We start from the raw sequence: 19,854 nt of genomic DNA, 5'->3' as shown, positions 1-19,854 counted from the left end.
GTGTCCCAGCGCCGGAAGTGAACGCGTGTTCGATAGGATGCGGCGGTGATCGACCGACGCGAACAGGCCGCGCTGCTCCTGGCGCTGCGCGCGGACGAGCACCCGTGGGCGGAAGTGGCCCGCCTCGTCGAGGAATCCGGCTCCGCGCTGGCGATCCTCGAACAGCTCACCAGTCCCGCGGCGCCCACCCTGGACCACACACCGATGGACCTGGATGCCTCGCTCGAGGCGGCCGAAGCGGAGATAGCCGAGTGGGCCGACGAGGGGATCACCCTGGGACCCTGCTCGATGAGACCTATCCCACACAGCTGTTGATGGTCCACCAACGCCAAGCAGCGCTCGACGCCGGTGCCCGGACAGTCGCCGTCGTCGGAACCGGTCTCCACCACTGTTATCCCGCGGAGAACCGCGACCTCCAGCAGCGGATCACCCGCACCGGCGCGGTGATCTCCCAGTTCTTGCCGGACGCCCGGCCGGCGAAACATCACTTCCCGATGCGCAACGCCGTGATGAGCGGTCTGACCGTCGCGACCGTTGTCGTCGAGGCGGGCGAGGCCATCCCGAGGTCCGCCGGCTGCTCAGACCACGGGCTCGCGTTCGTACTGGCCGAGTTCCTGCGCCAACACGAGAAATGCCTCGCGAACGCAGTGGGTGTCACCGGCTTTCAGCTGGTCACGACCATCCCCAGCACTAGGGGCCGGACCGGTCATCCGCTGGCGGAGATGCTGGGAAAGTCCGTGCTGCAGACAAAGCCTCGTTATGTCCAAGTGCTCGAAGCTGTGCCGAGCGCGCCGGGGGAGCGCTCCTCGTGAGGCCGGGTCCATGAAAATGCCCCGGGTGCCGTGGGGGCTCCCGGGGCATGGCGTGCGTGTGGGTCAGGACTCGAGTTCGCCGGTGATGAACTTCTCCACGGCGTCGTAGGCCTCGGAGTCGGAGTACTGGACGGGTGGGGACTTCATGAAGTAGCTGGAGGCCGAGAGGATGGGGCCGCCGATGCCGCGGTCGAGGGCGATCTTGGCGGCGCGGACGGCGTCGATGATGACGCCGGCGGAGTTGGGGGAGTCCCAGACCTCGAGCTTGTACTCGAGGTTGAGGGGGACGTCGCCGAAGGCGCGGCCCTCGAGGCGGACGTAGGCCCACTTGCGGTCGTCCAGCCACGGCACGTGGTCGGACGGGCCGATGTGCACGTCGGCCTTCTCCATCTCGTGCGGGACCTGGGAGGTGACCGACTGGGTCTTGGAGATCTTCTTGGACTGCAGGCGCTTGCGCTCCAGCATGTTCATGAAGTCCATGTTCCCGCCGAAGTTGAGCTGGTAGGTGCGCAGCAGCTCGACCCCGCGGTCCTCGAACAGCTTGGCCATCACGCGGTGCGTGATGGTGGCGCCGACCTGCGACTTGATGTCATCGCCGACGATGGGGACGCCCGCGGCGCGGAACTTCTCCGCCCACTCGGGGTCGGAGGCGATGAACACCGGCAGCGCGTTGACGAAGGCCACGCCCGCGTCGATGGCGCACTGGGCGTAGAACCGGTCCGCCTCCTCCGAGCCGACCGGCAGGTAGGAGACCAGCACGTCGGCGCCCGAGTCGCGCAGCACCTGGACCACGTCGACCGGGTCCTCGTCCGCCTCGGTGATCATCTCCTGGTAGTACTCGCCCAGGCCGTCGAGGGTGTGCCCGCGCTGGACGGTCACGCCCAGTGGCGGCACGTCACAGATCTTGATGGTGTTGTTCTCGCTGGCCACGATGGCCTCGGACAGGTCGCGGCCGACCTTCTTGGCGTCCACGTCGAACGCCGCCACGAACTGCACGTCACCGACGTGGTACTCGCCGAACTGCACGTGCATCAGGCCGGGCACGCGCGTGGCCGGATCGGCGTCACGGTAGTAGTGGACGCCCTGAACCAGGGAAGCCGCGCAGTTGCCGACCCCGACGATGGCCACTTTCACGCTTCGGCCCATGCCGGTTCTCCTTATCCATCTCCAGGTGACGGCGGACCGGCCGCCGTCGAGTGAAAACTCAGGTTGTGTCCGTGGCCGCCTCAGGTGGCGCCGCCGTCCTGTTCGGCCTGCTCGTTGGCGATCAGCTCGTTGAGCCAGCGCACCTCGCGCTCACTGGACTCGAGGCCCATCCGGTGCAGCTCACGCGTGTACCGGTCGATCTGCTCACCCGCCCTGGCCAGCGCCGAGCGCTGTCCTTCCCGGCGCTCCTCGACCCGCCGCCGCCGACCTTCCAGGATCCGCATCCTGACCTCGGCCGGTGTCCGGGAGAAGAACGCCATGTGGACGCCGAACCCCTCGTCGTCCCAAGTCTGGGGGCCGGCGTCGGCGAGCATGTCGGCGAACCGTTCCTTGCCCTCCGCGGTGAGCTTGTAGACGCGCTTGGCGCGGCGGCCCCACGCCCGGTTCTCGTCCGGCTCCTCCTCGACGATGAGGCCGGCCCGCAGTAGCCGGCGCAGGGTCGGGTACAGCGAGCCGTAGGAGAACGTGCGCAGCGTGCCGAGCAGGTCATGCAGTCGTTTGCGCAGCTCATAGCCGTGCATGGCGGCCTCGTGCAACAGGCCGAGGATGGCGAACTCGAGCATCGAGACCTCCTCGGTTGTCGCCGGACCTACCGGACAACTATATCGTGCCGATACATCGCGTGCCGATTCAACACATGTGCCTGTGGCAATCGACACGCAGGCGAAGGTCCGCAGGTCCAGGGGCTTACCGGCAACGCACTGACCCGAACGGACCAGCGGGGGGATGGCCCGGACCCGTACGCTGTAATCCGTGCGAACCCAACGTCAGGTCGTGGACTACGCGCTGCAGCGCCGTGCGCTGCTCGCCGAGGTCTACTCCGGCCGCGTTGGCACTGGGGAGGTTTGCGACGCCAGCCCGTACCTGCTGCGAGCTGCGAAGTTCCATGGCCAGCCGACCGAGGTGACCTGTCCGGTCTGCCGGAAGGAACCGCTCACGCTCGTCTCCTGGATCTACGGTGACGAGCTCAAGCATGCTTCAGGTTCGGCACGGACTCCGGAGGAACTTGCCAAACTGGCGAACCTCTATGAGGAGTTCACCGTGTATGCGGTAGAAGTTTGCCGCACATGTTCATGGAACCACCTAGTGCAGTCATACGTCTTGGGAACGCGCGGTCTGCGTTCCGGCAAGCCACGCAGGAGGACAGCGGCGGAATGAGGCGGTCACCGACCAGCTAACTTCGTCGCAAGCTGCTCCGCATGCTCGCGGACGTCTGGAAGGCCTATTTGTGAACGACCACCGAGACCCACAGTGGCCGACGGGTGACGACCCTGATGCCGGCAAGCGCGGTCGCCGGCAAGAACAGTCCCAGGAGAGCACTGGGTTCTGGGCCCCGTCGTTCGACGATGACGACGGCCCGGCCCAGCCCCAATGGCCAACAGAGACGCCGCCGGAGCGCCCCCGCGGCAACGGCATGCCCCCGCGCGGCGGTGCGCCGCGCCCGCCCGGCCGTCCGCCGGGTGGACCAGCCGGACCCGGTGGACCGGGTGGTGGCCGTCCCGTGCCGCCGGGCGCCCGCCCGCCGATGGGCCCGGGCGGGCCGGGGACCCCGCCGCGGGGTAACCCTGCCGAGCAGGTGACCCAGCGGGTCGCCAAGCCGGCCGGGCCGAGCGAGCAGAAGACCGACATGCTCACCCCGCTCAACGGCCGCGGCCGTGCGGCGGCCGAACCCGAGCTGCTGACGCACCGCGAGTTCGAAGACGAGGGCTACGAGGACCCGGACAGCCTCTACGACGAGCCGTACGAGACCGACGAAGAGGCTCGCCGGCGCCGGCGCAAGAAGATCTGGAAGCGGGTCCGGCGGACCAGCTACGTCTTCCTGGCGCTGATGATCATCGGCCCGATCGTCGCGTTCTTCGTGATGTACCAGCTGGTGGACGTGCCGGACCCGAAGGCGCTGGCCAACACGCTGCCCAAGACGGTCACCGTGAACTGGGGCAACGGGCAGCAGATGACCACGATCGCGCCGCCGGACGGCAAGCGCACCCTGGTCGAGTACAAGGACATCCCGGAGCACGTGCTCAACGCCGTCTACGCGGCCGAGGACGCGACCTTCCGGACCAACTCCGGCTTCGACCTGACCGGCATCATGCGCGCCGTGTGGAACAACCTCACCGGCGGCCAGGGCGGTGGTTCGACGATCACCCAGCAGTACGTCAAGAAGGCCACCGAGAACGAGGAGAAGACCCTCACCCGTAAGGCGACCGAGCTGGTCAAGGCTTACAAGATGTCCAACACGATGAGCAAAGAGGACATCATCACCGCCTACCTGAACACGATCTACTTCGGGCGGGGCGCGAACGGCATCGTGGCGGCGGCCAAGGCGTACTACGGCAAGGACCTCAAGGACATCACCAAGCAGGAGGCGGCCACGCTGGCCGGCGTCATCCAGGGGCCCAGCCGGGAGGTGAAGGAGCCGGACTACCCGGAGAAGCGCTGGAACTACGTGATGGACAAGATGATCGAGAACCACTGGGCGACGCCGCAGGACAAGGCCGCCGGGTTCCCGCAGCCCATCGAGTCCGACTCGGCCTCATCGAAGATGACCCCGGACCAGTCGCTGATCTGGCAGGCCGCGCTGCGTGAGCTGCAGAGCAACGGCATCGAGCGGGAGACCATCACCAAGGGCGGCTACACGGTCAACCTGACCGTGGACCCGACCGCCCAGCAGATGGCCCAGGACGCGATCAACACGACCATGCAGGGCCAGCCGGAGAACCTCCGGCAGGCGCTGGTCGCGGTCGACCCGAACACCGGCCGGATCATCGCCTACTACGGTTACAACAAGGCCAGGGGCCAGCTCGACTACGCCGGGCAGGCCTGGCAGAACCCGGGCTCCTCGTACAAGCCGTTCGACCTGGTCGCGCTGCTGCACCAGGGCAAGGGCCTCTACGAGGTCTACGACGGGCGCAGCAACCGCAAGTTCGGCGGCGCCACGATCAACAACTCCGAGGGCAGCAACAAGTGCGGTGACCAGTGCACCGTCGCCGAGGCGATGAAGCAGTCGGTGAACACCGTGTTCGCGGACATCGCGTTCAACACCGTCGGCACGCGGGCAGTGGCCAAGGCGGCGATCGAGGCGGGCATCCCGAACAACGTCGGCGCCAAGCAGATCCCGCTGGAGGGCCAGAACGGCAACCCGCCGAACGTCAACATCGCCATCGGCGGTGACGTCTACCAGGCCCGCCCGGTGGACATGGCCGGCGCGTACGCCACGTTCGCCGCCAACGGCACCAAGCACAAGGCGCACCTGGTGCAGAGCGTGATCGACCCGGCGTCCGGCAAGACGGTCTGGGAGGACGGCAGCACCAACCTGGGCATGGCGTTCAACAAGAGCGACCCGGAGAACAACGCCCAGATCGCCCGGAACGTGACCGAGTCGCTGCTGCCGATCCCGGAGTCGTCGAAGATCCCGTGCGACGGCGGCCGCGAGTGCGCCGGCAAGACCGGTACGCACGGTTGCGCCGACACCGCGAAGACCAACAAGAGCGACAACTGCGCGGCCTGGATGGTCGGCTACACCCCGCAGATCTCCACCGCGGTGTGGGTCGGCAGTGACGACAACAGCGCGCTGTGGAGCACGGTCAAGGGCCAGCGCAAGATCGTGTTCGGTAGCGGTCTGCCCGGCCTGATCTGGCAGAAGTTCATGAACGCCTGGCTCAAGGGCAAGCCGAAGATGGACTTCCCGCCGCTGGTGCCGATCGGCAAGTCCAAGGAGGACTACGACCGGCAGAACGCCGCGTCGTCCTCGGCGGAGAACCCGCAGGGCAACTCCCAGTCGCAGAACAGCAACACACAGGGCAACTCGCAGTCGCAGCCGCCGTCGTCGGAGACCACCACGACCACCAAGAAGGGTGGCGGCGGTCCGACGATCTCGCTGCCCGGTGGACCGGGCGGGCCCGGCGGGCCCGGTAACCCGACCGGGACGGGACGCGGCGGCGACAACAACCCCAACGATTTTCAGGGCGGTTGACCGGCGCGACAGATCTTCGTCCCCGTAGCATTCCCGCGTGCAGCCCGATGACGACTTCGGTGACACCCGCTCGATCGAACCGGCCGAGCGGGTCGCCCCCTCGTTGACGGGACCACTGGGGAAGGCAGCGGCCAGAACCATTGGCGGCCCCCTGGGTGAACATGCCCAGGTGGGCCGTCAGTGGTTTTGGACGCCGTTGCGGATCGCGCTGCTGGTCGGGGTGTTCGCGCTGATGCTGAGCTGGTTCGGCAAGGCCGCCTGCATCCAGCAGTACACGACCCAGGACGGCAAGTTCGAGCTGGACTGGCGGACCAGCAGGCCCTACATCACGATGTGTTACACCGACATCGTCCCGCTGTACACGGCCGAGCAGCTGGACAAGCCGGGCAGCTTCCCCTACAAGACGACCTGGATCGACGACGAGGGCAAGCCGACCCAGCAGACCCGGTACATGGAGTACCCGGTGCTCACCGGGCTGTTCCAGTGGGTCAACGCCAAGCTCACCGCGGGCTGGCTGGATCTGGGCCTGGCGCAGGCCATCCCGGTGGCCATCTACTTCGACATCTCGGCGTTCTGGCTGGCGCTGGCCTGGCTGGTGACGGTGTTCGCGACCGTACGGATCGCCCGGCGCAGACCGTGGGACGCCGTTCTGGTCGCCGCGTCACCGCTCGTCCTGGTGCACGCGTTCACGAACTTCGACGCGCTGGCCGCGGCCGCCGCGGCCGCCGGAATGCTGGCGTGGGCGCGCCGGAAACCCGTGCCGGCCGGGGTGCTGATCGGAATCGGGGCAGCGGCCAAGTTCTACCCGTTGTTCCTGCTCGGCGCGCTTTTCGTGCTGTGCCTGAGAGCGGGGAAGCTGCGGGAGTGGCAGCGGACCACGGTCGCCGCGCTGGCGGCGTGGCTCGTGGTGAACGCGCCGATCGCGTACCTGTATCCCGAGGGCTGGTGGGAGTTCTTCCGGCGCAACACCGCGCGGGCCGCGGACACCGACTCGATCTGGAACGTGATCACCGAGTTCACCGGCTGGACCGGGTTCGACGGTCACCTCGGGCCGTGGCAGACGCCGTCGGTGCTGAACGCCGTGACCGCGGGCCTGTTCCTGGCGTGCTGCGCGGCGGTCGCGGTGATGGCGTTGTCCGCGCCGGTCCGGCCGCGGGTGGCGCAGCTGGGCTTCCTGCTGGTGGCGGCCTTCCTGCTGATCAACAAGGTGTGGAGCCCGCAGTACTCGCTGTGGCTCGTGCCGCTGGCCGTGCTGGCGATGCCCCGGTGGAAGATCCTGCTGGCCTGGATGACGATCGACGCCCTGGTCTGGGTGCCGCGGATGATGTACTACCTCGGCGTCGACCACAAAGGCCTGCCGGTGGAGTGGTTCCTCGGCTGGGTGGTCGTGCGCGACCTGGCCGTGGTCGCGTTGTGCGCGCTCGTGGTCTACGAGATCTACCACCCGGCGCGTGACCTGGTCCGGCTCGCCGGGGACGACGACCCCGCCGGCGGTGTGCTCGACGGGGCCGAGGACCGGTTCCTGCTCAGAGCAGGCCGAGCGGCACCGCGGCGGCCATAGCCTGGTACCCGGCGTCGCCCGGGTGCAGGTGGTCGCCGGAGTCGTAGGCGGGCAGCATCCGCAACGGGTCCTGCGGGTCGCGGATGGCCGCGTCGAAGTCCACCACCCCGTCGTAGGCGCCGCTCGTGCGGATGAAGTTGTTCACCGCCAGGCGCGTGTTCTCAAGGGTCTGGTCGTAGACCCGCCAGCCCTTGAACGGAGTCAGCGTCGCGCCGAGCACGCGGATGCCGCGGGCCCTGGCCTGGGCGATGATCTGCCGGTGCGCGGCGATGATCTGCGCCGGGTCGGTCTGATGCGGGTCCTGCTGGATGTCGTTGATGCCCAGCATGACGATCATGGTCTGCACGGTGCCCAGGCTGAGCACGTCGTTGTCCAAGCGCGCCAACGCGTTGCGGCCGAAGCCGCTCCCGGGGACGTCCAGCAGCAGCCGGTTCCCGCTGATCCCGGCGTTGACGATGCCCAGCCGGCGCGGACTGGCCAGGATCCGGTCGGCCAGCAGGTCCGGCCAGCGGCGGTTGGTCCCGGTCGACGAGCCCACGCCGTCGGTGATCGAGTCGCCGAGGGTGGCCACCGACCCGGACGCCATCGAGCCCTGAACGTCAACGCCGGCAACGTAATGCCAGACACCAGTCTGCTCGGTGAACGAAGCCCCGGACTCCTCGGCCGAGAAGTCGCCGTTGCGGGTGAAGAACGACGTCTGCTCGGTCGCCGGGTGGAAGGTGACCGGTCCGGACGGCGTCGGAACATACGTCGTGACAAGGAGATCCGCGTCGTCGGGGACGCGCAGCAGCGAGGCGTCGCTGAGCACTTCGCCGCCCGCGGGCACGGTGATCGACTGCGCTCCGCCGAAGGTGAGCGTGCGCATGCTGCCCGCGACCGCGCGCGGGGTGTTGGCCTGCGCGCTCACCGCGATGGTGACATGCCCGAACAGCAACGGTTTCGCACCGAACTGATTGGACAGTCGCACCCGGGCTACCGACCCGCCGACGCTGCCGTGCACCAGGTTGCGGATCGAGAAGTTCGGATAGCCGTTGTCCGTGTTGGGCACCGGCGCCGCGGGCGAGGCCGCCCACGTGCCCACCCACCCGCCGGGGGTGGCGAGCACCCTCGGCTCCGGCCGCTCCGCCGAACCCGACCCGGTGACCAGGCCCAGCGCACACGCCATCACCACACCGACCGCGACCAATCGCTTCATGTGATCACCGTGCTGCGCACAGTGACCCATGGCCACCGCCGATCGGCTGACAAACCCGTCAGCGCCGGACAAACGTCCTAACCGACAGTCGCCGGCACACCGGGCAGGAACCGTTGCGGCATCGGGTCATCGTCCACTGTGGGTCTGGCGTTGAGGAACGCGAAGAACAGCCCGACCAGCAGCGCGGCCCGGCCCCACACGCCGATCATCACCATCTGCGCGGTGAAGCCGTCGTAGATCGTGGTGGCCTTGCCCACGTCGATCGCGTTGTACCACATGAAAATGCCGAGACCCATGGCGATGTCGGCCAGGTAGTAGGCGATCGCCCAGCCGATGTGCACCCGCAGCAGCACCAGCATCGGCACCAGCCACAGCGTGTACTGCGGCGAGTGGACCTTGTGCAGCAACAGGAACCCGCAGAGCATCGCGGCGGACACGCCGATCCACGGGTAGGTGCCCTCGCGCTTGTACCGGAACCAGCCCAGCACCAGGGCCAGCGCGAACGACGCCAGGATCAGCGTCGGCGACAGCAGGCTCACCAGGTCCTGGAACTCGACGTTGGTGGTGTCCGACTCCGGGCGGAACCCCCAGAACCAGATCGAGTTCGTGGTGATGTCCGCCTGGCGCAGGCCCTGGAAGGTGAACGAGGCCTTCCAGCCCTCGAACCCGAGCAGCGCGAACGGCAGGTTCACCAGCACCGCCGTGCCCAGCGCGACCCCGGCGACCTTGAACATGCCGCTCACGTCGTAGCGCTTGCCCTCGGGCATCTCCAGGCCGGAACGCCCGCCGGTGAGCACGTACAGCATCAACGGCAGCACGAACGCGGCCGGATACAGCTTGAGCGTGAACCCGAGCCCGAGCAGGACCGCGGCCACGATCGCACGGTCCAGCAACGGCCGGTCCGCACCAAGACGGCCCCACCCACGGTGCACGACGTACACAGCGGCCACTGCTGTCAGGACGACGGGCAGGTCCCAGTTGTGGAACGCGTACAGCACGACGGGTGGCCCAAGGGACCACAGCAGCGCCCGCCATCTCGCGAGTTTGCCCAGCAGCCACGCCGTGAGCAGGCCGAACGGCGCCATCAGGATGGCCGAACCGAGCAGGAAGCCCGCGTCGTTCTTGGCGAACAACGCGCCCAGCCAGATCAGCACCCCGGTCAGCACCGGGTACTCGACGCTGCCGCCGAGCAGGTTGCCCTTGTCGTCGATGGACCCCTCGACGTACGGGAACACGTGCTTGTCGATGTCCCGGCCGATCCAGAGGTACTGGATGTCGGAGTAGCACGCGTCGGCGCGCGCCCGCTTCTGGAAGTTCGGCTCGCTGCGGCCGGTCTTGTCGAACGACGGCCCCGTGCACCGGTCCTTGTTCAGGTACCCGAGCAGCAGCGTGATGCCGCACAGCAAGACCAGGATCGCCAGCGCGAACCGGCCGAACGTGGCAACGGTGCCGGTCCGCCTACCGCGGTTGTCCGGCTCGTTCGCCTCCTGCGGCACCGAGCTTTCCGCCTCTCCCGCACTCTTCACCGCCACCGGTGAACGCTGACCCGGACGCACCGGACGTCACCGCCCGAGGGCCTGGCGCAGGAACGCGATGTCCTCCGCCTGCCCGTCCGCCGGCGTCTCGACCACGACGTCGGCCCCGGCCGCGGCGACCACCGCGGCAAGGACCTCGGGTTCGATCGTGCCAGTCTTGATGTTCGCGTGCCGGTCGCGGGACGAGTCGAACTCGTCACGCGAGTTGTTGAGGTGGACGAGGTCGATCCGGCCGGTGATCGCCTTCACTCTGTCGACGATGCCGGCGAGCTCCTCACCGGCGGCGAACGCGTGGCAGGTGTCCAGGCAGAAGCCGGCGTCGAACTCGCCGACGGCGTCCCACAGGCGGGCGAGCATGTCGAACCGGCGGGCCATCGCGTTGTCGCCGCCCGCGGTGTTCTCGATCAGGATCGGCAGCGGGAACCCGCCGTCCCCGGCCTGCCGCTCGAAGAACTTCCGCCAGTTGGCGATGCCCTCGGCGGGGTCCTCGCCCTTGGTGACGTGGCCACCGTGCACGATCAGGCCCTTCGCGCCGATCGCGGCGGCCCCCTCGGCGTGCTGGGTGACGGTCTTGCGGGACGGGATCCGGATCCGGTTGTTCATCGAGGCGAGATTCACCGGATAGGGGGAATGAACGTAAACATCCAGGTCAGTTGCCCGCAACGCCTCGGCGTGCGGGTGCTCCGGCGGTTTCTTCCAGGACTGTGGATCGGCCAGGAAGAACTGCACGACCTCGGCGCCCCGCTCGTGTGCGGCGCCGAGCGGGTCGTCGTCGCGGACATGGGCACCTATGCGCATGACCAGCGAGCGTAGTCGCCGTCATGTGACAATCGACCCGGTGGTGGGGGTCGACGCCCCGCGCTACTCCACCTGGCGGAATATCTCATGATCACCTGGGTGATTCGGGCTGGTTGGCGTCACCGCTCGCGCGTATCGTCGTTGGAACCCGTGAAGGCTACTCGCCGGTACGGTGGATCAGCACGGAGGACAGAGGATGCAACGGCTCGCTCGCAGGCTTGCCGCCGCTTTCGCGGTGGTGTTCGTCGTCGTGACGAGCGGCCTGCTTGGGGGCAGTACGGCGGTCGCGGCGACGCCGGTGGTCATCGGGTCCTGCGCGACCACGGTCGAGGGCGCCCCGGGCACTCCGGTCCAGCTGGCTCCTGCCGCCGTGCTCGAGCCGGTGGTGAACGTGGTCCGCGCGCTCGACCCGCTGAACCTGATCACTCCCACCGTGAGGTCCAGCCTCGCGAAGCTGCCGCCGATCCCGATCGGCGCCATCCCCACCGGCACCGGCTTCATCACGGCTGGTCAGATCAGCAACGCGGTGGTCGGCGAGCTGAAGAAGATCCCGGTGCTCGGCACGATCATCGGGGCCGTCGCCGACGGCGTGCAGAAGACGTTCAGCAGCATGTGCGGGGTCACCGTCAAGGCGGTGAACACCGGCGCGGCGGCCGTCCAGGACGGCACCTCCAAGGCCGCTGACGCCGCCAACGCCGGCGCCGCCAGCATCGGCATCGCCCCTCGCAGCTCCGGCGGCGGTGGCGGTACCCAGCCCAGCAAGCCCGCTCCCGGCACCCCCGGCAACCCGCAGAGTGGTGGCGGTGGCGGTGGGGTCGCGCCCGGCAGCGGCGGTCTCGGCCCGAACTTCCCGCTGGTGCCCGGCGCGGGCGGGTCCGGCATCCCGTACCTGAGCGGCTGGGACTATGGCCGCTCGCCGATGACCGACTACAGCTCGATCCCGTTCGCGCAGGCCGGCCTGTACTCCCCGTCGCCCGGCATCCGGTACGGCGGCGGCGTCCCCGGCTACAGCCCCCAGTTCGGCATCCTCGGTACCGACACCCCGCCGTCCGACGGCGTCCAGGCCGCCGGCCACGCCGAGGCCCTCGGCGGCGTTCCCGGCCGTGACATCGACATCTCCGTGCTGATCGCCGTGCTGGCCCTGTCCGGCGTCACCGCCGCATTGGTCCGAACCTGGGTCCTGCGCAAGGCCGCCGCCTAGGTCCTGTACTCTTTTTGGCCGTAGACCCTCCTGCCATGGAGAGACCATGGCCGCGAGTCCACAGGAGGTGAGTGGTCTTCATGCGTCATTACGAGGTAATGATCATCCTCGATCCCAGCACCGACGAGCGCAACGTGCAGCCGTCGCTGGAGAACTTCCTCAACGTGATCCGCAACTCCGGCGGTTCCGTGGAGAAGGTCGAGGTCTGGGGCAAGCGCAGGCTCTCGTTCGAGATCAACAAGCAGGCCGAGGGCATCTACGCCGTGCTGGACGTGAACGCAGAGCCCGACGCGGTGAAGGAAATGGACCGGCAGCTGTCCCTGTCCGAGTCGATCCTGCGCACGAAGGTGCTGCGCCGCGTCGACAAGAAGCGACCCGCGCGCGTCTGACACCGCTCAGCGCACAGCAAGGAGAGCCGATATGGCAGGCGACACGGTTATCACGGTGGTCGGCAACCTGACTGCCGACCCGGAACTGCGGTTCACCTCATCGGGTGCTGCGGTGGCCAGCTTCACGGTGGCCTCCACGCCCCGCACCTTCGACCGCCAGAGCGGCGAGTGGAAGGACGGCGAGGCGCTGTTCATGCGGTGCAGCATCTGGCGGCAGGCCGCGGAGAACGTGGCCGAGTCGCTGACCCGCGGCGCGCGCGTCATCGTCTCCGGCCGGCTCAAGCAGCGGTCGTACGACACCCGCGAGGGCGAGAAGCGCACCGTCATCGAGCTCGAGGTCGACGAGGTCGGCCCGTCGCTGCGGTACGCCACGGCCAAGGTCAACCGCGTCAGCCGCGGTGAAGGCGGCGGCGGTGGCTTCGGTGGCGGTGGTGGTGGCGGCAACGGTGGTGCACCGAGCCGTCAGTCCGCGCCCGCCGACGACCCGTGGGGCTCGGCCCCGCCGGCCGGTGGCGGTGGCGGGTTCTCCGACGAGCCGCCGTTCTAATCCCCCAGACTTTCGAAGTTCCCAGGAGTACATCAAGTGGCCAAGCCACCCATTCGCAAGCCGAAGAAGAAGGTCTGCGCGTTCTGCAAGAAGGACGCCGTGGACACGTTGATCGACTACAAGGACACCGCGCTGCTGCGGAAGTTCATCTCCGACCGGGGCAAGATCCGCGCCCGCCGGGTGACCGGCAACTGCAGCCAGCACCAGCGGGACATCGCGATCGCGGTGAAGAACGCCCGCGAGATGGCGCTGCTGCCGTACACCTCGACCGCGCGCTGATCGGAGTCCTGACATGAAGCTGATTCTCACGACGGACGTGAGCGGTCTGGGCGGCCCCGGCGACATCGTCGAGGTCAAGGACGGCTACGGCCGCAACTACCTGCTGCCGCGTGGCCTGGCGATCCTGTCGACCAAGGGCGCGGAGAAGAACGTGCGGACCATCCGCCGGGCGCAGGACGCCCGCCGGGTCCGCGACCTGGACCACGCCAAGGAGATCAAGGCCACCCTGGACGGGCTGGGCGCGGTCCCGCTGAAGGCGAAGGCGGCCGCCGGGTCCGGCAAGCTGTTCGGGTCGGTCACCACGGCCGACATCGTGTCCGCCATCAAGGCGGCCGGTGGCCCGCAGCTGGACAAGCGGACGGTCGAGCTGGCCGGTCACATCAAGAACGTCGGCAAGCACACCGCCACCGTGCGGCTGCACCCCGACGTGTCGGTCGCGGTCAAGCTGGAAGTCAGCGCCGCGAGCTGAGCTCGTATCGAGACACCCTCCCGGGAGGCCCGGGAGGGTGTCTTGCGCATGCCCCAAGTTATCCACAGGCGGCATTCCCCGATGGGGTGAACCGGCGCGCGCGACACGCCGAAGGACGGTTTCGCGGCGACACGCCGAGGCATTTCCAGCGAGTTTTTCCACACCATATGCACAGGCTCTGACCTGCGGCTTTGGCGCGCCCGGCGACACTTGTCCCCAGGTTGTCCCCAGGCTGGCGGACGCCTGTGGTCAGGTTCGGACAGCCATCCACAAGCTGTCCACAGATCGGCCCACACCACGATTTGGGGACCTCCGTCGCGGGCTCTAATGTCCATCCCGGCGACACGCCGAATGATCACGAATTCGCTGTGGCAGGCGCGTCATGAGGTAAATATCATCGAACACGTGTTCACTAGGGAGGGGCCTCGCGGTGGCGCTCACCGATGACCGGGGAACGGCACCGGGTATGTCGGACGGCGGCGGTGGCCAGTCGTTCGACAAGCAGCCGCCCCAGGACCTGCCGGCCGAGCAGTCGGTGCTCGGCGGGATGATGTTGTCCAAGGACGCGATCGCCGACGTGGTCGAGGTCCTGCGGCCGAACGACTTCTACCGCCCGGCGCACCAGAGCGTCTACGAGTGCGTGCTCGACCTCTACAGCCGCGGCGAGCCGGCCGACCCGATCACCGTCGCGGCCGAGATGGAGCGCCGCGGCGAGCTGCGCCGCATCGGCGGCGCCCCCTACCTGCACACCCTCATCGCGACCGTGCCCACCGCCGCGAACGCGGGGTACTACGCCGAGATCGTGGCCGAGAAGGCGGTGCTGCGCCGCCTGGTGGAGGCCGGCACCCGCATCGTGCAGCTCGGGTACTCCGGTCAGGACGGCAGCGACGTCAACGAGATCGTCGACCGCGCCCAGGCCGCCATCTACGACGTGACCGAGCGCCGCACCACCGAGGACTACGTGGCCCTGGAGGAGCTCCTCCAGCCCACCATGGACGAGATCGACGCGATCGCCTCCCGCGGTGGCAGCTCGCTGGGCGTCCCCACCGGCTTCGCCGACTTCGACGAGCTCACCAACGGCCTGCACCCCGGTCAGATGATCATCGTCGCCGCCCGTCCTGGCGTTGGCAAGTCGACCCTGGGGCTGGACTGGGCGCGGTCGTGCTCGATCAAGCACGGGATGACCAGCGTGATCTTCTCGCTGGAAATGAGCCGCACCGAGATCGTCATGCGTATGTTGTCGGCGGAGGCGAAGATCCGGCTGGCGGACATGCGTGGTGGGCGCATGACGGACGATGACTGGACGCGGCTGGCGCGGCGGATGAGTGAGATCAGCGAGGCGCCGCTGTTCATCGACGACTCGCCGAACATGACGATGATGGAGATCCGCGCGAAGGCCCGGCGGCTCAAGCAGCGCAACGATCTGAAGCTGATCGTGCTGGACTACATGCAGCTGATGACCTCCGGCAAGCGGGTGGAGAGCCGCCAGCAGGAGGTCTCGGAGTTCTCCCGTCAGCTCAAGCTGCTGGCCAAGGAGCTGGAGGTGCCGCTGGTCGCGATGAGCCAGCTGAACCGTGGTCCCGAGCAGCGCACCGACAAACGCCCGATGCTCGCCGACCTGCGTGAGTCCGGCTCGCTGGAGCAGGACGCCGACATGGTGGTGCTGATCCACCGCCCGGACGCGTGGGAACGCGACGACCCCCGGGCGGGTGAGGCCGACCTGATCATCGCCAAGCACCGGGCCGGCCCCACGGCCACCATCACGGTCGCCCACCAGCTGCACTACTCGAAGTTCGCCGACCTCGCCCAGGCCTGACCGGGGCCGGGCTCGTCACGACGGTGACGAGCCCGGCGTTGGCTTTCAGTTCCGGTAGCGGTAGAGGATCCGGCCGCGGTCGAGGTCGTACGGGCTCAGTTCGACCAGGACGCGGTCGAACGGCACGATCTTGATGTAGTTGCGCCGGATCTTCCCGCTGATGTGCGCGAGGACCCGGTGCCCGTTGGCGAGTTCCACGCGGAAGGTCGCGTTGCGCAGGCACTCCACCACGGTGCCTTCCACTTCTATCCCCGTTTTGCTCATCAGCGCAGCACCAGTTCCAGGTTGCTGCCTACGCGCCGGGCACCGAAACCGTCGAACAGCGCCACGGCGGCGGTGTTCGACTCGTTCAGCTCCGCCGACGCCGTGTCGATGCCACGGTCGTGCAGCGAACCCAATGCGTGGCCGAGCAACGCCCGCGCCACGCCACGACGCCGTTCGTCGGCGCGTACCGCGATCAGACCGATCCGCGGCAGGCGCTGCACCTGCGTCACGCGGATCAACCCGATGTAGCGGCCGGATTTCGTTGCCACCGCGTACTTCGACGGATCCACCACGCCCGGGCCGAGCAGCTCGGCGGGCATCTCATGCCAGCCGACGCTCGCCTCGACCTCCGCGCGGATCACCCGGTCCAGCTCGGCCAGCGGCTCTACCTCGGGGGAGATCACCGCCAGGCCCGACGGCTTCGCTGGGGCGGTGGGGATCAGGCATTCCCATTCCCGGCGGCGGACCGAGAACCCGGCCGCACGCCAGTGCGAGGTCAGCTCGGCATCGCCTTCGTCGACCACTGTGTACAGGGGTTTCGGCAATGCCGGCAGCATCGCTTCGGCCAGGCGGCCGAACGCGTCGTCGCGCCAGACGTCGATGCTCAGGAACGATCGTCCGTCGGGCCGCTGGGAAACCTCCCCGCGGCCGATCACCCGGTCGTCGTCGAGCGCATGCCAGCAGCTCCGCGACACCCGGGTCACACACAAAGAATCCAAGGTAGTCACCCTTCGGGATGTGGACACCGAAGGCGCTCCCGGGCGGCCCCCTAGCCGCCCGACCGTGACGACGAGGGGAGCACCCACATCGAAACAGCGTTCATGGGTCCTCACCTCCTGCGGTCGATGCACGGTCGACGAGCAAGCTACCGGCGGCCCGGTCCCGCGTCCATCGGATTTCCCGTGGGCGCGGGACCAGGGATCCGCGGGGCCTGCTCGCCAACATCGAAATACTGGCCTGGGCCTCAATCGCGGACGTAGTAGTCGCCGAGGACACCGTCGTACCGGCCGGCGGCACGGCAGCACCGGCGGAAACCTCCGCCCGGAACCGCACGGGCACGGATCGCGGCCGCCGAGCTTCTCCACCAGCTCGGTGTCGCCGCCCACCACCCGGTCACCGCGCTTGACCGCGGCCTCGCTAGAGGGAACCCCCGGCGGCGTTTGCTGGTCGGCTCAAAAGGACATCTCGTCGTCGTAGTCGTGGCGCATGACGGCCTCCTTCATCGGAATCCCTTGCGGCGCAGACCATAGAGGCGGCCGAGCAGCGCAGTACAGCGATTATCAGGCGACTCGGCCGATCAACGTCGTCACCCGAACCTGTTCGGTGAACGGCGAATGCGGCTGCAGAACGTGGTACAGCCGCTCCGCGAAATGTGGCCGTTGGTCCAGCGACGGAAGGCGGTCAACAGGAAGCGCCGAATAGACGCCACCGACGATCTGGTCCGCGGTGAGCTCGTCGGTGTAGTCGACTGTAGTGACGGCAATTTCGTAGCCTGCCGCGGTCAAGCTATCGCGGTATCGCCGTTGATCGGCTTCGTCGGTGCCGCAAGTGCTGGTCAACTTGGTGCCCAGCCAGTCCTCCAAGTGCCCACGCAGCGCGCGAGACCACGCCGTGTCCTGCAGCCACAACGGAGTTCCGTTGGTCACCACCGCAACGCCACCACCAGGCCGGAGGAACAGAGTCAGCGCACGGAACAACTCTTCGTGGCCCATCCAGTGCAGCGCCTGCCCGATGGTCACCGCCGCCAAGCGTCGATCGCCGATCAGCGCGCCAAGCGCGGGAATGTCCACATCGGACCCGATCATCCAGCTCAGGTTCGCCTGCCCACGCTCCGCCGCGGCTCGACGGGCGCGTATCAGCATGTCCGGCTCGGGATCCACCGCGACCACCGACCGCACCCGGTCAGCGATCGGCAGCGCCAGCTGACCCGTCCCACACCCGAGATCCACCACGACGTCGTCGCTGGTGAGCCCGAACGAACCCACCAGCGAGTCGATCACCGCCGACGGGTAACCCCGCCGGAACTGGTGGTAGAAGTCAGCCACCTCACCGCGAAACCCCAGGTCCATGACTTCAGTCTGGTCACCGGAACCGGCCCGCGACAGCAGTTCTGCTCTCAGCGTGACAGCGACCTTCTCGTCACCGCGCCGGGAAGGGCACCGACTGGAAGTCGCGGTCCAGCTGGGTGACGGTGCGGGGAAGCCACTTGTAGGCGAGGCGGGCCATGGTGGCGGGCGGCAGGGGCTGGTTGACCTCGCGGGGTTTGGGTTTCGCGACGGACTGGACGGCCCAGCCGTAGGCGACCAGCGGGTCGATGCAGGCCCAGCGCTCGGGGCTGATGCCGAGGAACATCATGCCGCGCAGGAAGGCGTGCCAGGTGTGGTAGCCGATCGGCGGGTCACCGTCCATCCGGTGCACCTCGGACTCGATGCCTGCGCGGCGCGGGTCGAACAGCACGCCGGCGCCGAAGTAGCCGAAGGCCTGGGCCAGCTCGGGGCTGTTCGGCCGGTAGAACCGGTCCATGATGCCGAGCTGCGTGCGGGACAGCAGCTCGAACTGGGACCGGAACTGGCTGACGAACTCGGTGTAGTTGGCCGGGTAGTCCGGTGAGGTGACCATCTGCAGCCAGTTCTGGGCCAGCAGGTCCGGTGAGCCGCCGATCGCCTTACCGATGGTGGTGTAGGCGTCCAGGATCTCCGGTTTCGCCTCGAACAGCAGCTCCTGGTCGAACCGGTACCAGAACTCGTTGGCGCGCCGGTCGCCGACCATTCCGGGAACGGCGGGGAACTCGTCGGCGAATGCCATCCCGGGCAGCACCAGGGTGGCGCCGATGCCCGCGAAAGACGCCTTGAGCAGAGTTCTTCGGTTCAACGGTCGCATTCGAACACCCCTGATCTCCGGAAATCCCTTTTCCCAAGGCGAGATTAGGGCCGGATAACAGTGTCCGCGACCGGCTGGCAGTTATCCGCCAGCCTTGGTCATCCGCAGGGTGTAGCTGGCGGCGAGCCGGTTGGGCGCCTCGGTGAGCCGCCACTCACCTGCGGAGTCCCTGGTCATGTAGCCCGGCATGGCGTTCCACGGCACGCTGTCGTGCTCCTCGAACCCGGTCAGGTTCATGCCATTCTCGAGCAGCGCCGTCATGATCTCACCCAGGCCATGATTCCAGCTGTGAGTCACGCTGTTCATAATTGGCGCTTCAGTATCCACATATGTTGTCTGCTCGTCGAACACCATCGGCTCAACGGTTTCGAAATACGGGAAACCCAGTGACGGCGGGGTCCGGGTCTCGTCGTGCGCCCACAGCATCGGGTGGCCCTCGCGCATGAACAACCGGCCACCCGGCCGCAGCAACGAAGCCACCACCTCGGCCCAGCGCGCGATCGACGGAAGCCAGCACAACGCCCCGATCCCGGTGTACACAAGGTCGAACGCCCCGGCGCCGAGCACGGACACCGCGTCGTACACCAACGCCTCGTGATACGTGATGTCCGCGCCGGCCCGCGCGGCCAAGGTCCGCGCCTGCGCAAGGGATTCGCCGGAGAAGTCGAGGCCGGTCATGTGAGCACCAAGCCGCGCAAGGGAAAGCGTGTCCGTGCCGATGTGGCACTGCAGGTGCACGCCGCGCACGCCGTCGATCGAGCCGAGACGAGGCCGGTCGAACTGCACGACGTGGCTCAGGTGCCCGGGATCGTCGACGTACCGGTCGAACCCGTAGTCGTTGGACGCCGCATGGGCCGGGGCTCGTTCGTCCCAGTTCGCCCGGTTGATCGCGATGTAGTCGGTCACTTCGCCAGGATCGCGCCCGGCCC

Annotated in this window: 21 protein-coding genes; 11 read left to right on the top strand and 10 right to left on the bottom strand. The window is 68.1% G+C overall.

Annotated elements, in window-relative coordinates:
- Positions 1–45: 45 nt before the first annotated feature.
- Positions 46–315: a hypothetical protein gene (locus AB0J95_RS04915; protein WP_364752379.1), complete on the top strand. Its 270-nt coding sequence runs from the start codon at positions 46–48 to the stop codon at positions 313–315.
- A complete protein-coding gene (locus AB0J95_RS04910; protein WP_364752376.1) occupies positions 315–812 on the top strand; it encodes a DNA-processing protein DprA in 498 nt (165 codons plus the stop codon). The genes AB0J95_RS04915 and AB0J95_RS04910 overlap by 1 nt, the downstream gene beginning before the upstream one ends.
- A 63-nt stretch (positions 813–875) precedes the next feature.
- Here the strand turns inward: AB0J95_RS04910 and AB0J95_RS04905 are convergent, their stop codons facing one another.
- The gene (locus AB0J95_RS04905) at positions 876–1,958 is read right to left on the bottom strand and encodes an inositol-3-phosphate synthase (protein ID WP_364752374.1); all 1,083 of its coding nucleotides are present in this window, start codon (positions 1,956–1,958) and stop codon (positions 876–878) included.
- Between the two features lie 80 nt (positions 1,959–2,038).
- The gene (locus tag AB0J95_RS04900) at positions 2,039–2,581 is read right to left on the bottom strand and encodes a PadR family transcriptional regulator (RefSeq protein WP_364752371.1); all 543 of its coding nucleotides are present in this window, start codon (positions 2,579–2,581) and stop codon (positions 2,039–2,041) included.
- A 190-nt stretch (positions 2,582–2,771) separates the two neighbouring features.
- Between AB0J95_RS04900 and AB0J95_RS04895 the strand changes: the two genes are divergently transcribed.
- The 3 genes from AB0J95_RS04895 to AB0J95_RS04885 all read left to right on the top strand — a co-directional run bounded on the left by AB0J95_RS04895 (position 2,772) and on the right by AB0J95_RS04885 (position 7,552).
- Positions 2,772–3,176: a DUF5318 domain-containing protein gene (locus tag AB0J95_RS04895; protein ID WP_364752369.1), complete on the top strand. Its 405-nt coding sequence runs from the start codon at positions 2,772–2,774 to the stop codon at positions 3,174–3,176.
- Positions 3,177–3,519: 343 nt separating this feature from the next.
- A complete protein-coding gene (locus AB0J95_RS04890) occupies positions 3,520–5,991 on the top strand; it encodes a transglycosylase domain-containing protein (RefSeq protein WP_364752366.1) in 2,472 nt (823 codons plus the stop codon).
- A gap of 37 nt (positions 5,992–6,028) precedes the next feature.
- Positions 6,029–7,552, top strand: coding sequence for a glycosyltransferase 87 family protein (locus tag AB0J95_RS04885; protein WP_364752364.1), 1,524 nt, complete (start codon positions 6,029–6,031; stop codon positions 7,550–7,552).
- Here the strand turns inward: AB0J95_RS04885 and AB0J95_RS04880 are convergent.
- From AB0J95_RS04880 to AB0J95_RS04870, 3 genes are all read right to left on the bottom strand, one after another.
- Positions 7,518–8,747 (bottom strand): SGNH/GDSL hydrolase family protein, encoded by a 1,230-nt coding sequence (locus AB0J95_RS04880; protein ID WP_364752362.1) that lies wholly within the window; start codon positions 8,745–8,747, stop codon positions 7,518–7,520. The genes AB0J95_RS04885 and AB0J95_RS04880 overlap by 35 nt on opposite strands.
- Before the next feature lie 77 nt (positions 8,748–8,824).
- Entirely contained in the window at positions 8,825–10,168 is a 1,344-nt protein-coding gene (locus AB0J95_RS04875; protein ID WP_364753488.1) for a hypothetical protein, read from the bottom strand.
- Between the two features lie 141 nt (positions 10,169–10,309).
- Positions 10,310–11,080, bottom strand: coding sequence for a deoxyribonuclease IV (locus AB0J95_RS04870; protein WP_364752360.1), 771 nt, complete (start codon positions 11,078–11,080; stop codon positions 10,310–10,312).
- Between the two features lie 196 nt (positions 11,081–11,276).
- On the opposite strand from AB0J95_RS04870, the gene AB0J95_RS04865 reads away from it, so the two are divergent.
- The 6 genes from AB0J95_RS04865 to dnaB all read left to right on the top strand — a co-directional run bounded on the left by AB0J95_RS04865 (position 11,277) and on the right by dnaB (position 15,781).
- Entirely contained in the window at positions 11,277–12,281 is a 1,005-nt protein-coding gene (locus tag AB0J95_RS04865; RefSeq protein ID WP_364752357.1) for a hypothetical protein, read from the top strand.
- Positions 12,282–12,361: 80 nt separating this feature from the next.
- Positions 12,362–12,670, top strand: a complete 309-nt coding sequence (rpsF, locus tag AB0J95_RS04860; protein ID WP_364752354.1) for a 30S ribosomal protein S6 — start codon at positions 12,362–12,364, stop codon at positions 12,668–12,670.
- A gap of 31 nt (positions 12,671–12,701) precedes the next feature.
- Entirely contained in the window at positions 12,702–13,217 is a 516-nt protein-coding gene (locus AB0J95_RS04855; RefSeq protein ID WP_364752351.1) for a single-stranded DNA-binding protein, read from the top strand.
- A 36-nt stretch (positions 13,218–13,253) separates the two neighbouring features.
- Positions 13,254–13,496, top strand: coding sequence for a 30S ribosomal protein S18 (gene rpsR, locus AB0J95_RS04850; protein ID WP_033380198.1), 243 nt, complete (start codon positions 13,254–13,256; stop codon positions 13,494–13,496).
- Between the two features lie 13 nt (positions 13,497–13,509).
- On the top strand, positions 13,510–13,965 hold the full coding sequence (rplI, locus tag AB0J95_RS04845; protein WP_364752349.1) for a 50S ribosomal protein L9: 456 nt from the start codon (positions 13,510–13,512) through the stop codon (positions 13,963–13,965).
- Between the two features lie 430 nt (positions 13,966–14,395).
- Positions 14,396–15,781 carry a replicative DNA helicase gene (gene dnaB / locus AB0J95_RS04840; RefSeq protein ID WP_364752346.1) on the top strand — a complete coding sequence of 462 codons (1,386 nt, stop codon included), beginning with the start codon at positions 14,396–14,398 and terminating at the stop codon, positions 15,779–15,781.
- A gap of 45 nt (positions 15,782–15,826) precedes the next feature.
- Here dnaB and infA read toward each other — a convergent pair whose 3' ends face one another.
- The 5 genes from infA to AB0J95_RS04815 all read right to left on the bottom strand — a co-directional run bounded on the left by infA (position 15,827) and on the right by AB0J95_RS04815 (position 19,831).
- Complete coding sequence (gene infA, locus AB0J95_RS04835) at positions 15,827–16,045, bottom strand: translation initiation factor IF-1 (RefSeq protein ID WP_364752343.1); 219 nt, start codon at positions 16,043–16,045, stop codon at positions 15,827–15,829.
- On the bottom strand, positions 16,045–16,749 hold the full coding sequence (locus AB0J95_RS04830) for a GNAT family N-acetyltransferase (RefSeq protein ID WP_364752340.1): 705 nt from the start codon (positions 16,747–16,749) through the stop codon (positions 16,045–16,047). The genes infA and AB0J95_RS04830 overlap by 1 nt, the downstream gene beginning before the upstream one ends.
- Positions 16,750–17,325: 576 nt before the next feature.
- Positions 17,326–18,114: a class I SAM-dependent methyltransferase gene (locus AB0J95_RS04825; protein WP_364752338.1), complete on the bottom strand. Its 789-nt coding sequence runs from the start codon at positions 18,112–18,114 to the stop codon at positions 17,326–17,328.
- A gap of 70 nt (positions 18,115–18,184) precedes the next feature.
- A complete protein-coding gene (locus tag AB0J95_RS04820) occupies positions 18,185–18,925 on the bottom strand; it encodes a hypothetical protein (RefSeq protein WP_364752336.1) in 741 nt (246 codons plus the stop codon).
- Between the two features lie 81 nt (positions 18,926–19,006).
- Positions 19,007–19,831, bottom strand: a complete 825-nt coding sequence (locus AB0J95_RS04815; protein WP_364752333.1) for a class I SAM-dependent methyltransferase — start codon at positions 19,829–19,831, stop codon at positions 19,007–19,009.
- Between the last annotated feature and the right edge of the window lie 23 nt (positions 19,832–19,854).

Origin of the sequence: Actinocrispum sp. NPDC049592, from assembly GCF_040675465.1 — a bacterium.
Taxonomy (GTDB): Bacteria; Actinomycetota; Actinomycetes; order Mycobacteriales; family Pseudonocardiaceae; genus Kibdelosporangium.
This window is presented reverse-complemented; position numbering and strand designations above follow the sequence as displayed.

What these genes read in the sequence shown, in the direction of transcription:
- AB0J95_RS04910 (WP_364752376.1), top strand. Translation starts at nt 315, where the DNA reads ATGGTCCACCAACGCCAAGCAGCGCTCGACGCCGGTGCCCGGACAGTC.
- AB0J95_RS04905 (WP_364752374.1), bottom strand. Translation starts at nt 1,958, where the DNA reads ATGGGCCGAAGCGTGAAAGTGGCCATCGTCGGGGTCGGCAACTGCGCG.
- AB0J95_RS04900 (WP_364752371.1), bottom strand. Translation starts at nt 2,581, where the DNA reads ATGCTCGAGTTCGCCATCCTCGGCCTGTTGCACGAGGCCGCCATGCAC.
- AB0J95_RS04880 (WP_364752362.1), bottom strand. Translation starts at nt 8,747, where the DNA reads ATGAAGCGATTGGTCGCGGTCGGTGTGGTGATGGCGTGTGCGCTGGGC.
- AB0J95_RS04870 (WP_364752360.1), bottom strand. Translation starts at nt 11,080, where the DNA reads ATGCGCATAGGTGCCCATGTCCGCGACGACGACCCGCTCGGCGCCGCA.
- AB0J95_RS04865 (WP_364752357.1), top strand. Translation starts at nt 11,277, where the DNA reads ATGCAACGGCTCGCTCGCAGGCTTGCCGCCGCTTTCGCGGTGGTGTTC.
- rpsF (WP_364752354.1), top strand. Translation starts at nt 12,362, where the DNA reads ATGCGTCATTACGAGGTAATGATCATCCTCGATCCCAGCACCGACGAG.
- AB0J95_RS04855 (WP_364752351.1), top strand. Translation starts at nt 12,702, where the DNA reads ATGGCAGGCGACACGGTTATCACGGTGGTCGGCAACCTGACTGCCGAC.
- rplI (WP_364752349.1), top strand. Translation starts at nt 13,510, where the DNA reads ATGAAGCTGATTCTCACGACGGACGTGAGCGGTCTGGGCGGCCCCGGC.
- infA (WP_364752343.1), bottom strand. Translation starts at nt 16,045, where the DNA reads ATGAGCAAAACGGGGATAGAAGTGGAAGGCACCGTGGTGGAGTGCCTG.
- AB0J95_RS04825 (WP_364752338.1), bottom strand. Translation starts at nt 18,114, where the DNA reads ATGGACCTGGGGTTTCGCGGTGAGGTGGCTGACTTCTACCACCAGTTC.
- AB0J95_RS04820 (WP_364752336.1), bottom strand. Translation starts at nt 18,925, where the DNA reads ATGCGACCGTTGAACCGAAGAACTCTGCTCAAGGCGTCTTTCGCGGGC.